This is a genomic window from Streptomyces sp. NPDC023157, from assembly GCF_055560575.1.
This window is the reverse complement of the sequence record NZ_JBVHIL010000003.1, coordinates 663,039-677,778: the sequence shown is the minus strand read 5'-3', so window position 1 is coordinate 677,778 and position 14,740 is coordinate 663,039. Positions and strand designations below refer to the sequence as shown.

The 14,740-nt window shown below is 74.1% G+C and carries 13 protein-coding genes; 8 read left to right on the top strand and 5 right to left on the bottom strand.

What is annotated here, in order from left to right; all coding sequences use genetic code 11:
- Window positions 1–66 precede the first annotated feature (66 nt).
- Together ACZ3ZE_RS14025 and ACZ3ZE_RS14020 are read left to right on the top strand one after the other, a co-directional pair.
- Complete coding sequence (locus ACZ3ZE_RS14025; protein WP_467259141.1) at window positions 67–1,389, top strand: glycoside hydrolase family 6 protein; 1,323 nt, start codon at window positions 67–69, stop codon at window positions 1,387–1,389.
- A 52-nt stretch (window positions 1,390–1,441) separates the two neighbouring features.
- Complete coding sequence (locus ACZ3ZE_RS14020; protein ID WP_361627638.1) at window positions 1,442–2,476, top strand: M4 family metallopeptidase; 1,035 nt, start codon at window positions 1,442–1,444, stop codon at window positions 2,474–2,476.
- A gap of 94 nt (window positions 2,477–2,570) precedes the next feature.
- Here ACZ3ZE_RS14020 and ACZ3ZE_RS14015 read toward each other — a convergent pair whose 3' ends face one another.
- The 3 genes from ACZ3ZE_RS14015 to ACZ3ZE_RS14005 form a co-directional block, all read right to left on the bottom strand.
- A complete protein-coding gene (locus ACZ3ZE_RS14015) occupies window positions 2,571–2,696 on the bottom strand; it encodes a hypothetical protein (RefSeq protein WP_361179015.1) in 126 nt (41 codons plus the stop codon).
- Window positions 2,697–2,883: 187 nt separating this feature from the next.
- On the bottom strand, window positions 2,884–4,272 hold the full coding sequence (locus ACZ3ZE_RS14010) for an NAD(P)/FAD-dependent oxidoreductase (RefSeq protein WP_363292494.1): 1,389 nt from the start codon (window positions 4,270–4,272) through the stop codon (window positions 2,884–2,886).
- A gap of 120 nt (window positions 4,273–4,392) precedes the next feature.
- Window positions 4,393–5,103 (bottom strand): TetR/AcrR family transcriptional regulator, encoded by a 711-nt coding sequence (locus ACZ3ZE_RS14005; protein ID WP_361179011.1) that lies wholly within the window; start codon window positions 5,101–5,103, stop codon window positions 4,393–4,395.
- Between the two features lie 144 nt (window positions 5,104–5,247).
- Between ACZ3ZE_RS14005 and ACZ3ZE_RS14000 the strand changes: the two genes are divergently transcribed.
- Window positions 5,248–6,882, top strand: coding sequence for an amidohydrolase (locus ACZ3ZE_RS14000; RefSeq protein ID WP_361179008.1), 1,635 nt, complete (start codon window positions 5,248–5,250; stop codon window positions 6,880–6,882).
- 120 nt (window positions 6,883–7,002) lie between these two features.
- Here the strand turns inward: ACZ3ZE_RS14000 and ACZ3ZE_RS13995 are convergent, their stop codons facing one another.
- A complete protein-coding gene (locus ACZ3ZE_RS13995) occupies window positions 7,003–8,064 on the bottom strand; it encodes a LacI family DNA-binding transcriptional regulator (RefSeq protein WP_361179006.1) in 1,062 nt (353 codons plus the stop codon).
- A 139-nt stretch (window positions 8,065–8,203) separates the two neighbouring features.
- Here ACZ3ZE_RS13995 and ACZ3ZE_RS13990 point away from each other — a divergent pair, with 139 nt between their 5' ends.
- Genes ACZ3ZE_RS13990 through ACZ3ZE_RS13970 form a run of 5 tightly spaced genes read left to right on the top strand, consistent with a single transcriptional unit; the run spans window position 8,204 to window position 13,485 of the window.
- Window positions 8,204–9,832: an ABC transporter substrate-binding protein gene (locus ACZ3ZE_RS13990; protein WP_361179004.1), complete on the top strand. Its 1,629-nt coding sequence runs from the start codon at window positions 8,204–8,206 to the stop codon at window positions 9,830–9,832.
- Between the two features lie 8 nt (window positions 9,833–9,840).
- Window positions 9,841–10,794: an ABC transporter permease gene (locus ACZ3ZE_RS13985; protein ID WP_361179125.1), complete on the top strand. Its 954-nt coding sequence runs from the start codon at window positions 9,841–9,843 to the stop codon at window positions 10,792–10,794.
- A complete protein-coding gene (locus ACZ3ZE_RS13980; protein ID WP_361179002.1) occupies window positions 10,791–11,681 on the top strand; it encodes an ABC transporter permease in 891 nt (296 codons plus the stop codon). The genes ACZ3ZE_RS13985 and ACZ3ZE_RS13980 overlap by 4 nt, the downstream gene beginning before the upstream one ends.
- Before the next feature lie 5 nt (window positions 11,682–11,686).
- Window positions 11,687–12,670: an ABC transporter ATP-binding protein gene (locus ACZ3ZE_RS13975; protein ID WP_361179000.1), complete on the top strand. Its 984-nt coding sequence runs from the start codon at window positions 11,687–11,689 to the stop codon at window positions 12,668–12,670.
- Complete coding sequence (locus ACZ3ZE_RS13970) at window positions 12,667–13,485, top strand: ABC transporter ATP-binding protein (protein ID WP_467259138.1); 819 nt, start codon at window positions 12,667–12,669, stop codon at window positions 13,483–13,485. Before ACZ3ZE_RS13975 ends, ACZ3ZE_RS13970 begins: the two co-directional genes overlap by 4 nt.
- Before the next feature lie 39 nt (window positions 13,486–13,524).
- Here ACZ3ZE_RS13970 and ACZ3ZE_RS13965 read toward each other — a convergent pair whose 3' ends face one another.
- Window positions 13,525–14,658 carry a serine hydrolase domain-containing protein gene (locus tag ACZ3ZE_RS13965; protein ID WP_361178998.1) on the bottom strand — a complete coding sequence of 378 codons (1,134 nt, stop codon included), beginning with the start codon at window positions 14,656–14,658 and terminating at the stop codon, window positions 13,525–13,527.
- Window positions 14,659–14,740 lie beyond the last annotated feature (82 nt).

Genomic DNA, 14,740 nt, shown 5'->3' with positions numbered 1-14,740 from the left:
TTCCGGCCCGCCGGATGATCACCGCCGCCTACGCTGCGAGGGATCGCACCATGGGAGGGGCCCTTCATGAAGTTCCGGATATCCGGACGGCGTTCCGCCGCACTGGCGGTGGCGCTCGCCGCCTGCGCGGCCTGGACCGCCGTCGCCCCGGCGGCGTCGGCCGAGACACCGGGCGGGGGAGCGGGGCCCGGGGGGCCGCTCACGTCCGCCACCCGCTTCTACGTCGACCCCGACAGCGGCGCCGCACGCCAGGCGGTCGCCGACGAGGCGGCGGGGGGCGCGGAGAGCGCGGTCGATGCCGCGAACATGCGCCGGCTCGCCGCACTGCCCCAGGCCGCCTGGTTCACCGGCGGCACTCCCGAGGGCGTGCGCGCCGGAGCGGGCGCCCTCATGGCGCGGGCGCGCGCCGCGCACCAGGTCCCCGTGCTCGTCGCGTACAACATCCCCGGCCGCGACTGCGGGCTCTACTCCAGCGGCGGCGCCCCCTCCTCGGCCGCCTACCGCGACTGGATCGGCGCCCTCTCCGACGGCGTCGGCGAAGGCCCCGCGCTGGTGATCCTGGAACCCGACGCCCTGGCCGCCCTGCCCAAGGACTGCGCGGGGAACGCCGACCCGACCGGCGCGCTCACCGCCGCCCGCCTCGCCGACCTCGACTTCGCCGTCACGACGCTCAAGCGGCGCCCCGGCACCGCCGTCTACCTCGACGCGGGCAACAGCCAGTGGAAGGCGGTCGGCGACATCGCCCGGCGGCTGATCGACGCCGGGGTGGCCAAGGCCGACGGCTTCTCCCTGAACGTCTCCAACTTCCAGCCCACCGAGCAGCTGACCCGCTACGGCACCTGGGTCTCGAAGTGTGTCTGGTTCGCCACCCGGGGCCCCGACTGGGCCCGCGGCCACACCGACTGGTGCGCGAGCCAGTACTACTCCGGCGCCGCCCCCAACGACGGCGCGCCCGGCAACGCGGTCTCGGCGGCCGACCCCACCACCTGGCACTGGACCGACGCCTGGTACGACCAGGCCACCGGCAGCCCCGCCACCACCGAGCTCCTGCACTTCGTCGTCGACACCAGCCGCAACGGGCGCGGCCCCTGGGCCCCCGCCCCCGGCACGTACGCCGACCCGGAGACCTGGTGCAACCCGCCCGGCCGGGGCATGGGCCCGCGCCCGACCGCCGACACCGGCGTCCCGCTGGCCGACGCGTATCTGTACGTGAAGACGATCGGCGAGTCCGACGGCAGCTGCACCCGGGGCACCGGCGGCACCGTCGATCCCGCGTACGGAGTGGTCGACCCGCCCGCCGGCGCCTGGTGGCCGGAGTTCGCCCACGGTCTCGCCCGCGAGGCCCGGCCCGCCCTGACTCTCGACGCGGACCCCGCCCTTGCGCGATGATCGCGCCCGCACCACGCCACCCCCCCTCACATCCCCCAACGGGAGGACGTTGATGGCACGCCGCACAACCCGCGGCCTGATCGCCGCGGCCACCGCCACCGTGGCACTGACCGCCCCGCTCACGACGGCCACGGCCGCGCCCGCCGCGAGCGGCCCGCAGGCACGGATCTTCATGGTCAACCCGGTGCAGTCCTCGGGTGACCAGACGCTCACCGACGCCAAGGACGCCGCCGACGCGGTGCCCGCCTCGGCGTACACCACCGCCGCGCTGCGCAACCTCGACGGCAGCGGCGGGCTCTCCGGGCGCTGGGCGTACATCAGGTCCGAGACGGGCGCCCCCGCGAAGACCGCCGACGCCGGCGCGTACAACCGGGACGACGACCGGTTCGAGCAGGTCATGGCCTACTTCTGGGTCAACGAGGCCCAGGAGTACCTCCAGGGCCTCGGCTTCGGCAGCGAACTGCCCGGCGCCAACGACCGCCCGCAGGCCGTGCGGCTCAACCAGTGGGGCTCGGACAACTCCTTCTTCACCGACAAGAAGGACGAGATCCGCTTCGGCAAGGGCGGCGTCGACGACGCCGAGGACGCCGAGGTGATCGTGCACGAGTACGGGCACGCCGTGCACGAGGCCCAGGTTCCCGGCTTCGGCAGCTCCCCCGAGGGCGGCGCCATCGGCGAGGCCTTCGGCGACTACCTGGCCGTCGAGGTCGGCAGCCACGCCGCCACCCGCTACGGCTGGCCGGTGAAGACGGACCTCGCCTGCGTCGGCGACTGGGACTCCGTCCCGTACAGCACGGCCCCGCACTGCCTGCGCCGCGTCGACGGGGACAAGACGTACGCGGACCGGGTCGGCGAGGTGCACGCGGACGGCGAGATCTGGTCCCGCGCCCTGTGGGACATCCGCGGCGCGCTCGGCGCCCGGACCGCCGACCGGATCATCGTGAACGCGCAGTTCGGCTTCGCGCCCGACACCTCCTTCTCGGACGCGGCGACGAAGACGATCGCGACGGCCCAGCGGATGTACGGCCCGGACGCGGCGAACGCCGTCCGCGCCGCCTTCAAGGCCCGCGCCATCCCGGGGGTCTGACACCCGGGGGCCGCGCCAGGAGTACGGAAGCGGGGGCGGGATCCGGTGCACACCACCGGGTCCCGCCCCCCGCCCGCTTCGCTGAACGCCTCTGTCAGCGCACGCCCTTGATCCCCGCGACCGAGGCCGCTCCGAGCAGCGTGAGCAGGGCCGCCACGACGTACAGTCCGTCGTAGCCGAGCGTGAAGAGGACGGCCGCGCCCGCGATGACGGCGCCCATGACGAGGTAGCCCGTCGTGAGCGAGTCGGGGACGAAGAGCGCGGCGCCGGTGATGCCGACCGCCGAGCCGATCGGGGTGCCGATCCCGAGCGGGTGGTGCTTGCGGTGCGAGTGTTGCTTGCCGTGCGGGTGGTGCTTGCGGTGCGGGTGGTGCGCGGATTGCTGTCGGTGGGCGACCGTGCCGACGTCAGCTGCCGAAGCCGAGTCCGGCGCGGTCCAGGGTCCGCAGCCACAGGTTGCGGCGCCCCTCGTGGGCGTCGGCGCGGGCGAGGGCCCACTGGGTGATCCCGATGCCCACCGAGCGCATCGGCTCGGGCGGGAACGGCAGCGGCTTGCGGCGGACCAGCTCCAGGGAGGTGCGCTCGGTGCGCTCCCCGGCCAGCAGGTCGAGCATGACCTCCGCGCCGAAGCGGGTGGCGCCGACGCCCAGGCCCGTGTAGCCGGCCGCGTAGGCGACCTTGCCGCGGTGGCTGGTGTCGAAGAAGACGCAGAAGCGCGTGCTGGTGTCGATGGCACCGCCCCAGGCGTGGCTGAAGCGCACCCCGGCGAGCTGCGGGAAGGTCGTGAAGAAGTGCTGGGCGAGGGTGACGAAGGACTCGGGCCGCTGATCGTGCTCGGCCCGCACGGCACGGCGGTGGACGGCGTCGTAGCCGCCCCACAGGATCCGGTTGTCGGCGGAGAGCCGCACATAGTGGAAGCTGTTGGCGCAGTCGGCCCAGCCCTGCCGGTTCTTCCAGCCCACGGAGGCGAGTTGAGCCTCCGTCAGGGGTTCGGTCATCAGCGCGTAGTCGTAGACCGGGACGGTGTACGGGCGGTGCCGGCGCAGCAGTGAGGGGTACGCGTTGGTGGCCAGCGCGACCCGGCGGGCGCGCACCCGGCCGTACGGGGTGGTGACGGCGACCCGGGCGCCGTCCTCGGAGAGCCCCGTTCCCGGGGTGTGCTCGTAGACGCGGACGTCCAGCTCCTGGCAGGCCCGCTTCAGGCCCCAGGCCAGCTTGGCGGGGTCGACCATCGCCACGTCGTCCTTGTTCCACAGTCCGCCGAGGAAGGTCGGGGAGTCGATCTCGGCGCGGACGGCGGCCTCGTCGAGCAGCGTCAGCTCCCCGCCGTACCGCTGGGCGGCCTCGGCCTCCTCCACCAGGCCGTCGAGCTGGTACGGCTCGGTCGCCACGGCGAGGGAGCCGGTGCGCTCCCAGTCGCAGTCGATCTTGTAGCGCTCGATCGTGTCCTGCATGGCCCGCAGGTTCTCCCGGCCGAGGCGCTCCAGGCGCCCGATCTCGTCCGGCCAGCGCGCGATGCCGTTGCCGAGGCCGTGGGTGAGGCTCGCCTCGCAGAAGCCGCCGTTGCGGCCGGAGGCGGCGCCGCCGACCTGGTCCGCCTCGATGACGACCACGTCGGCGGACGGGTCGCGCTCCTTGGCGATGAGCGCGGTCCACAGCCCGGTGTAGCCGCCGCCGACGACCAGCAGGTCGCAGTCGGTGGGGCCGACGAGGGCCGGGGAGACCTGCGGCCTGCTCGGGTGGTCCAGCCAGAACGGGGTGGGCGAGGCGTCGCGGAGCGAGTGCACGGGGTCCATGGGGCGGGGCTCCTTCGGATCGCGGAGGTACGGGCCTCCGAAGTGCCGCCATGAGAACCGGCCGGGCGAATTTGCGTCAATGGTGTTGACGTAAGACGCCGGTGGCCGGCTCCGCCCCGCTCACCCCGCGCGGTGCGCCGCGAGCCGGGCGCCGACCGCGTCCAGCATCAGCTCCAGCGCGAACGGATGCCCGCTCTCGCTCATGTCCGCCGCGAGCAGCGGATACGTCGCGGCGACATGCGGGTGGGTGGCGGCCGACAGCTTCCCGTAGGCCGCGTGCCACACCTGCTCGTCGGCCTCCCTGGCGGGCTCCGGCAGGGCGAGGGCGGCGGCGTCCAGGGCCGCGAAGGCGAGCGCCTGGTCCACGAACGCGTGGTAGATCCGCACGGCCTCCGCGTCCGGGAAGCCCACCCCGCGCAGCACCGACAGGATCGCCTCCACCGCCCGGGTCTCGTGCTCGCGCCCCGTCGTGCGGTGCGCCGCGAGCGCCGCCGCCTGCGGATTGGCCAGATAGGCGGCATGGATGCGCAGGGCGATGTCCCGCAGGTCGGCCCGCCAGTCGCCGGTGGCCCGCCAGCCCCGCTGCGCCACGCCGATCATCTCGTCGGCGAGGGCCAGGAGCAGGTCGTCGGTGTTGCGGAAATAGCGGTACAGCGCGCTCGGGTCGGCGCCCAGCGCGGCGCCGAGCCGCCGCACCGACAGCGCCTCGGCGCCGTGCTGGGCGACCAGCCGCAGCGCGGTGTCGATGATGATCCGCTCGGAAAGGACGGTGCCCTGCTTGGTGGGACGCCTGCGCTGTCGCCGGTTCTCCGGCACCACTCGTTCGGCCATGCCGCCGACCTTATGACAACGCCCTTGACGTGTGAACCGTCACAGCGGTTGCATGACGCCCCTCGCACCGGCCCCGCCTCGGGGCCCGTCCGGTGGCCCGGGACGGCAACCGCCCCGGCCCCTCACCCTCCCTGGAGTACGCACATGAGCACGGCCGACCTGGTCTTCACCGGTGGCCCCGTCTTCACGGGCGACCCCGCCCGGACCCGGGCCACCTCCCTCGCCGTCGTCGGCGAGCGGATCATCGCCGTCGGCCACGACGAGGTCCGCGAGCTGATCGGCCCGCGGACCGAAGTCGTCGACCTGGCCGGCAAGCTGCTGATCCCGGGCTTCCAGGACGCCCACATCCACGCCGTCTCCGGCGGGATGGAGATGGCCGAGTGCGACCTCACCGGCACCACGGGCGTCGACGACTACCTGCGGATCATCGGCACCTACGCGGCCGCCCACCCCGACCGCCCCTGGATCACCGGCGGCGGCTGGTCGATGGAGAGCTTCGAGGGCGGACTGCCCTCCCGGCAGCTGCTCGACCAGCTCGTCCCCGACCGGCCCGTGCTCCTGTCCAACCGCGACCACCACGGAGCCTGGGCCAACTCCCGCGCCCTGGAGCTCGCCGGGATCACCGCCGAGACGCCGGACCCGGCCGACGGCCGCATCGAGCGCGAGGCCGACGGCACCCCGAGCGGCGTCCTCCAGGAGGGCGCGGTCGCCCTCGTCCAGCGGCTCGTCCCGGCCAGCACCGAGGCCGACCGGACCGAAGGACTGCTGCGCGCCCAGGCGATGCTGCACTCGCTCGGCATCACCGGCTGGCAGGACGCCCTCCTCGGCTCCTTCAGCGGGATCACCGACCCCTCCGACGCGTATCTCGCCGCCGCCCGGGACGGCTCCCTCACCGCGCGGGTCAGCGGCGCGCTGTGGTGGGACCGGGCCCGCGGCGCCGAGCAGATCCCCGAACTCGTCGAGCGGCGCGCGAAGTCGAGCCACGGGCGCTTCCGGGCCGGCTCGGTGAAGATCATGCAGGACGGCGTCGCCGAGAACTTCACCGCCGCCATGACCAGCCCGTACCTCGACGCCTGCGGCTGCGCGACGGCGAACACGGGGCTGAGCTTCGTCGACCCCGAGGCGCTGCGCGGCTACGTCACCGAGCTCGACGCCCTCGACTTCCAGGTGCACTTCCACGCGCTCGGCGACCGTGCCGTCCGCGAGGCCCTGAACGCGGTCGAGGCCGCGATCGAGGCCAACGGGCGCCGCGGCAACCGTCACCACCTGGCCCACCTCCAGGTCGTGCACCCCGAGGACGTCGCCCGCTTCGCCCGGCTCGGCGCGCTCGCCAACATCCAGCCCCTGTGGGCGGCGCACGAGCCGCAGATGGACGAGCTGACGATCCCGTTCCTCGGCCCCGAGCGCGCCGCCTGGCAGTACCCGTTCGGCGACCTGGTCCGGGCCGGCGCCACCCTGGTGGCCGGCAGCGACTGGCCGGTGAGCAGCCCCGACCCGCTCGCCGGTCTGCACGTGGCCGTCAACCGGGCCGAGCCCGGCGCCACCGACGGCCGGGTCTTCCTGCCCGAGCAGCGCCTCGACCTCACCACCGCGCTCGCCGCCTACACGGCCGGCTCCGCGCACGTGGGCGGTCACGACGAGGCCGGCAGCCTGCGCGCCGGATACCTCGCGGACCTCGTCGTCCTCGACCGCGACATCCTCACCGGACCGGCCGAGGAGATCGCCGAGGCCCGCGTGGAGCAGACCTTCGTCGGCGGCACCCGCGTGTACGCGGGCTAGGGGGGCGTCGTGGCGGTCGGACGGGAACGACGAGCGGCGCCGCGCGGGGTCGCGGGGTGCCGCACGCCCCGGGCGACCGTCACGACACCTCCCGGCGGCCGGGCCGTGGCCCGGCCGCCGTCACGACGAGGCCCGCACCCTGAGCCGGGCGGGGAGCAGCACGCCCGGGGGGGTGCTGCCTCCGCCCTCCAGGGCGGAGACGAGCAGCGTCAGACCCGCCTCGGCGACATCGGCCGGGCGCAGGCTCAGCGTGGTGACCGGCGGGTCGGCGTGGGCGGCGGAGCTGTCCTCGCTGACGCACACCACCCGCACGTCCCCCGGCACCGCGAGGCCGAGCCGCCGCGCCGCGTCCAGGACCAGCGGCGGGCTGGCCTCGGCCACGACGAACAGCCCGTCGGGCCGGGGCTCGGCGCCCAGGACCTCCTCGACGGACCGGATCACCGCCCCGTTGCCCGGGGCGGGCACCAGGGCGACCAGCTCCTCGGCGCCGTGCCGGGCGCACCAGTCGCGGTAGGCGGCGTGGACGTTCCGGTGGAAGCGGGTCGTGCTGTCGGGCAGGACGAGCGCGGTCCGCCGGGCCCCCCGCTCCCGCAGGTGGTCCAGGGAGTCCCGTACCGCGGCCTCCGTGTCGATGTCGACCCAGTACGCGCCGGTCCGGTCCGCGACCGACGCGTCGCTGAAGACCGGGATGCGGGCGGCGAGGAAGTCCTCGACGAGGGGATCGTCCTCGACGGGGTCGGCGACGATCACCGCCTCCAGGGGCAGATCGGCCCACTCCCGGTGCAGGGTCCCCGCGGGCAGCATCACCATCGCGTAGCCGTGTCTCAGGGCGGCGGCCGCGGTCGCGCTCGTCAGCTGGGCGAAGTACGGCGAGTCCAGGTACGTCCAGGGCTGTCCGGCGAACTCCCCCACGACGTAGCCGATCAGCCGGGCCCGCCCGGCGCGCAGCTGCCGGGCGGTGGCGTTGGGGCGGTAGCCCATGCGTCGCGCGGTCTCGCGCGCCTTCTCCCGCACCGCGGGGGAGAGGCGTCCGGTGCCGTTCAGGGCCGCGGAGACGGTCGTCTTCGAGAGGCCGGCCTCGCGGGCCACGTCGACGAGCCGGACCCGGGGTCCGGACGGTCGTGCGCCGGGTCCGCCGGGCCTCTCCCCGGCATGCCCTGCGGAGTGTTCACGTGTGGTCACGATCCGATGCTGCCACCTCCGTGACCATTGCAAAACCGTTCCCGCAAAGTCTTGTGCGGGAACGTTCCCGCATCAATACTCGCTCCATCCCCCACCATCCCCAGTGCACGTCTCTACACCCGTAAAGGGGTGGGTCTCCTTGCGCACGCCCAGACTCCTCGCAGCCCTCGCCGGTACCGCCGCCCTCGCCGTCGCGGCGACCGGCTGCGCCGGCGCCACCAAGCCGGGCGCCGGCTCCGCCACGTACACGGTCACGCCGACCTCCCCCGCGGCGAAGGGCCGGCTGTCCTCCCTGACGTGGTCCCTGTACGCCGAGCCGTACACGCTCGACTACGCCCAGGCCTTCGACTACCCGCCGAACACCGTCCTCGCCAACGTCTGCGAGCAGCTCCTGCGGGTCACCCCCGACCTGAAGATCGAGCCCGGTCTCGCCCTCAAGTGGGAGAACCCCGACCCGACGACGTGGGTGTACACCCTGCGCCCCGGCGTACGGTTCCACGACGGCACCACCATGACCGCCGACGACGTCGTCGCCTCCCTCAAGCGCCAGATGGACCCGGCCACCGGCTCCCCCTGGGGCTCCGCCTTCAAGAACGTCAAGGCGATCGAGAAGACCGGGCCCCTCCAGGTCACCCTCCGGCTCACCAGGCCCGACGTCCTCCTCAACGAGCTCATGGCCGCCTCGCCCGGCACCATCGAGAGCGCCGCCTTCCTCGCGAAGACCGGCAAGGAGTACGGCGTCCCCGGCGGCAAGGTCAACTGCACCGGCCCCTACGCGCTGGACAAGTGGCAGCAGGGCGAGTCCATCACCCTCAAGAAGCACCCCGCGTACTGGGACAAGAAGCTCACGCCGAAGAACGACACGGTCCGCTTCACCTTCGTCGAGGACCCCTCCGCCCGGACCAACACCTTCCTGTCCGGCACCGCCGACGGCGGCTACATGGTCCCCTCGTCCTCCCTCGCCCAACTGCGCGCGACCACCAAGGGCAAGCTGTACTTCGGCCCCAACACCGCCGCCGCCAACCTCGCCGTCCTCGACTTCAAGGGCACCCTCGGCGACCTCAAGGTCCGCCAGGCGCTGTCCATGGCGCTCGACCGCAAGAACATCATCAAGGCCGCCGCCGGAGGCATCGGCGTCCCCGCCAAGGCCCCCGCCGCCCGCGGCGCCTGGTCGCTCCTCCCCGAGCGCACCGAGGGGTACTTCAAGGACCTGCCCGAGCCCGTCTACGACGTCGCCGCCGCCAAGGAACTCGTGGACCAGGCCGGCGCCACCGGCAAGAAGGTCACCCTGGTGACCAGCACCCTCGCCCCCGAGATCAGCGTCGTCGCCAACGCTGTGCAGGCCGCCGGCCGCCAGATCGGCCTCGACGTCCAGCTCAAGTCCGTCTCGCCCGAGGCGTACAGCAGCATCTTCGTCGACAAGAACGCCCGCAAGGGACTCGACCTGGTCATCACCAACGGCTACGACAACACCCCGGACCCGCTGGAGTTCTACCAGTACCTGCGCACCGGCGACTTCGGGAACTACGGCAACTGGTCCGACCCCGTCTACGACGCCGCCTTCGACCGCGCCAACACCGCCGTCGACCCGGGCGCCCGCTCCGACCTCACCGCCGAACTCCAGAAGATCGCGATGCGCGAGCTGCCCATCATCCCGCTGTACGAGGCCCCGTACTCCGTCTTCCTCGGCAGCCACGTCACCGGCGCCCCCACCGGCATCTCCCAGCTCTACTACCCCTGGGCCGCGACGATCGGTGCCGCCTCCTGATGAACGGCATGCTCCGCTACTTCCTCGGCCGGTTCGCCGGACTCCTCGGCGTCCTCCTCGTCACCTCCTTCGTGGTCTTCGCCAGCGTCCACCTCGCACCCGGCGACCCCGTCTCCTTCCTGCTGCACGGCCGCCCGGCGACCCCCGAGACCGTGGCCGCGCTGCGGGCCGAGTACCACCTCGACGACCCGCTCGCCGTCCAGTACGCCAAGTGGCTCGGCGGCGCGCTCCACGGTGACTTCGGGCGCTCCGCCCAGTACCACCAGGACGTCTCGGCCCTGCTCGGCTCCCGGCTCACCGGCACCGTGCTGCTCGTCGCCTACTCCGCCGTCCTCGTCGCCGTCGGCGGCGTGGCGGCGGGCATGCTGGCCGCGCTGCGCCCCGGCTTCCTCGACCGGCTCGTCCTCATCGCCACCGGCGTCGCCACGGCCACCCCCTCGTTCGTCAGCGCCATCGGCCTGGTCTCGCTGTTCTCCGTGAACCTCGGCTGGTTCCCCGGACCCGGCGGCACCCCGGAAGGCCTCGGCGAACGCCTCTACTACCTCACCCTGCCGGCCTTCGCCCTCGCCACCACCTTCGCCGGACTCCTCGCCCGCGTCACCCGCTCGGCGATGCTCGACGAACTCGGCCGCGAACACGTGGACGTCTCCCGCGCCCGCGGCGTCGCCGGACGCACCGTGGTCCGCCGGCACGTCCTGCGCAACAGCCTCGGACCGGTCGTGACCGTCGGCGGCACCATGCTCGCCGGACTCCTCGTCACCACCTCCGTCGTCGAGACCGCCTTCGACGTGCCCGGCATCGGCTCCCTCCTCGTGCAGTCCGTCAGCGCCAAGGACTTCGCCGTCGTCCAGGCCATCACCCTGCTCAGCGTCGCGGCCTTCGTCCTCGTCAACCTGGTCGTCGACCTCTGCGCCCCCCTCATCGACCCCCGGCTCACCCTCCTCGGGGAAGGCACCTCATGACCCTCACCGCAAGCCCCGGGGCGGCCGGCCCCACGGACGCGCTGCGCCGCCGGCCCGGCCTGCGCCGGCTGCGGGCACTCGGCCAGGGCCCGCTGTTCAACGCGGCCGTGCTGCTCCTCGTCGCCCTCGTGCTCGTCACCGCCCTGGCCCCGTTCATCGCCCCGTACGACCCCGAGGCGATGGACCTGACGTCGAGCCTCGTCGGCACCAGCGGCGACCACCTCCTCGGCACCGACCAGTCCGGCCGCGACATCCTGTCCCGGCTCATGTTCGGCGCCCGCACCGGACTCCTCGGCCCGCTGCTCGTCGTCGCCGTCTCCACCCTCCTCGGCACCGTCCTCGGCGTCATCGCCGGCTGGCGCGGCGGCTGGGCGGACGCCTTCCTCTCCCGGTCCATGGACCTCGTCTTCGCCATCCCCGGCCTGCTCCTCGCGATCATGCTGGTGGCGGTCGTCGGCTCCGGCATGACCGGGCCCGTCATCGCCATGGCCGTCGCCTACACCCCGTACGTCGGACGCCTGGTCCGCGGCATCGCCCGCCAGGAGAAGGCCCGCCCGTACATCGAGGCCTACCGCGTGCAGGGCTGGTCCGGCTGGACCATCTGTCTGCGCCACCTGCTGCCCAACATCACCCCCACGCTCCTCGCCCAGTCGGCGATGAACTTCGGTTACGCCCTGATGGACCTGGCCGCCCTCTCCTTCCTCGGCTTCGGCGTCCAGCCGCCGACCGCCGACTGGGGCGCCATGATCAACGAGGGCCAGTCGGCGCTCCAGCAGGGCGCGATGCTGCCCGCGCTCGCGCCGTCCGCCTGCATCGTCCTCGCCGTCGTGGCGTTCGGCATCGTCGGCGAGGGCTTCGCCGACCGGATCGCGAAGCGGGAGCGGTGACCCCCATGAGCACCCACGACACCCGGCCCGTCCTGGAGATCGACCGGCTCACCCTGCGCCTCCCCGAAGGCCAGGCCGCCCGCCCCCTCCTCGACGGCGTCTCCCTGACCGTCGCCCCCGGCGAGACCGTCGGCCTCGTCGGCGAGTCCGGCTCCGGCAAGTCCGTCGCCTGCCGCAGCGTCCTCGGCCTGCTGCCCGGCGGCGCCCGCACCACCGGCGAGGTCCGCGTCGGCGGACGCGACGTCCTCACCCTGGACCGGGCCGGGCTCGCCTCCGTGCGGACCCGCGAGGTCGCCATGGTCTTCCAGGACCCGCGCGCCTCCGTCAACCCGCTGCGCCGCGTCGGCGACTTCGTCACCGAGGGCCTGCGCGCCGCCGGCACCCCCGCCGCGAAGGCGACCGCCCGCGCCGAGGAACTCCTCGCCGCCGTCGGCATCCGCGACCCGCGCGGCGCCCTGCGCCGCCGCCCGCACGAGTTCTCCGGCGGCATGCTCCAGCGCGTCGTCATCGCCGCCGCCCTCGCCGGCGACCCGGCGCTCATCGTCGCCGACGAGCCGACCACCGCCCTCGACGTCACGACCCAGGCCGAGATCATCGCGATCCTCACCCGCCTCCAGGCCGAACGCGGCACCGGCCTCCTCTTCGTCACCCACGACCTCGAACTGGCCTCCGCCATCTGCGACCGGGTGTACGTGATGTACGCCGGCCGCATCGTCGAGACCCGCGCCGCCGGCGAACTCTTCGACCGGCCGCGCCACCCCTACACCGCGGGCCTCCTCTCCTGCACCCCGCGCATCGAGCCCGACGCACCGGCCCCCCGCCCCATCGAGGGCCGCCCGGTCTCCGTCTCCGAGGCGCCGCCGGGCTGCCACTTCGCCGCCCGATGTCCCCACGCCCTGCCCCGCTGCGAGGAAGAGGCACCCGCGCTCACCGCCCACGGCGAGGGGCTCGCCGCCTGTCACCGCGCCGACGAAGGGATCCTGCTGTGACCACCACCGTGAAGGGGGAGGGCCTGGTCGTCACGGGGCTCCGCAAGGAGTACGGCGACCACACCGCCGTCGACGACGTGTCCTTCACCCTCGCCCCCGGTTCCTCCCTCGGCATCGTCGGCGAGTCGGGCAGCGGCAAGACCACCACCGTCCGCATGCTCGTCGGCCTCGAACGGGCCGACGCCGGCACCGTCACCCTCGACGGCCGCGACCGCTCCGCCCGCCCCCGCGGCCGGGCCGAACGGCTGGCCCGCGCCCGCGAGATCCAGATGGTCTTCCAGGACCCCTACCTCTCCCTCGACCCCCGGATCACCGCCGGCGGCTGCGTGGACGAGGTGCTGCGGCTGCACTTCCGGCTGGACCCGGCGGCCCGGCGGGCCCGGGTCGCCGAACTCCTCGACCAGGTCGGCCTCGGCCCCCGCGAGGCCGACGCCCTCCCGCGCCGCCTCTCCGGCGGCCAGCGCCAGCGCGTGGCCATCGCCCGCGCCCTGGCCGCCGAGCCCAGGGTCCTCGTCCTCGACGAGGCGGTCGCCGCCCTGGACGTCTCCATCCAGGCCCAGATCCTCGAACTCCTCGGCAGGATCAGGCGCGAGGCGGGAGTCGGCTTCCTCTTCGTCACCCACGACCTCGCGGTCGTCCGCCACATCACCGACGAACTGGTGGTGCTCCGCTCGGGCCGCATCGTGGAGTCCGGCCCGACCCCCCGCGTCCTCACCGCACCGGAACACCCCTACACGCGCCTCCTCCTGGACTCGGTCCCGAGGCGCGGCTGGGACCCGGCCGGCATCGCGGGCGCCCGGGCGGCGGTGGGCTGAGGGCGGTGGGCCGAGCGGCCGGTGGAGCGCGCGGGCACGTCAGTCGGTGAGCGCGGCGGTGACGAGCGCCTTGATGTGGGGGAGGGGCGAGCCCTGCCCCGTCGGGTTCAGGGAGTACACGACGCGGTGCCTGAGGTCCCGGGTGGCGAAGAACCCGTTGTCCCAGCCGGGGCGCGAGCCCGTCTTGCCCCAGACGTACTCGTGGTTCGGGAGCTCGTAGCGCATCAGCCCGCCGACGCTGAAGCAGGCCTCCGTACCGAGGCAGTTGGTGTTCCCGGCGGCGCTCGGCACCGCGGGTATGTCGAACACCAGGCGCTGCTGGGCGGGCGGCAGCAGCCGCCCCCGGAACAGAGCGGTGAGGAAGCGGTCCAGGTCGGCGGCGGTGGAGATCACCCCGCCCTCGGCCCACGGGTACGGGCTCTGCTCCGTGACGTCCTGCCCGCGGACGTACACCCGCGCGTGCGGCGAGGGGATGCGCGGGTCGTCGGCCGCGGGCAGGCTCGTGTGCCGCAGGCCCAGCGGCCGGATGATCCGCCGCTCCAGCTCGTGGGCGAACGAACGCCCGGTGACCCGCTCGACGATCAGGCCCAGGACCAGGGAGTTGAGCCCGTTGTACTGCTGCACGGAGCCGGCGGCGGGCGGGGTGCCGGTGGCCTCCGCGAAGGACCGGCGCAGGGTCTCCTCGGGCGTCACCGACCGGAGCCACCAGCCGGGCCCGTCGTCCGGGCCGGGGGTGGCGGCGGGCCTGGGCAGCCCGCTGGTGTGGTCGAGCAGCCGGCGCACCGTGACGCGGTCGTACGCGGCGGGCAACAGCCCGGGGACGTACCGCCGCGCCGGTGCGTCGAGGTCGACGCGGTGCTCGGCGGCGAGCTGGAGCACCACGGTGTTCGTGAACACCTTGGTGGTGCTGCCGATCCGGAAGTAGGCGTCGGGGATGACCGGCCCGGCGGCGATCCCCACGCCGTCCCGCCGGACCAGCGCACCCGCCACGACGGCGTCGGGGAGGCGGTTCACGATGTCCTGGACGGTGGGTCTCGCGGGAGCCGTCGTGGCCGGGACGGCGGCGGGGGCGAGGGCCCCCGGGGCGGGCGTGGCGGTCGCGGGCAGGGCCGTGACGCCGACGGTGACGGCGGTGGCCAGGGCGAGGGCGGTGGCGGCGTGGCGGATGCGCATCGCGGTTCCTCCGGAGCGGTGTCGACTCGACGTTCTGACAACGCCGACTCTGCTGGAGCGGGCCGCCGTTGCCCATCGGTGA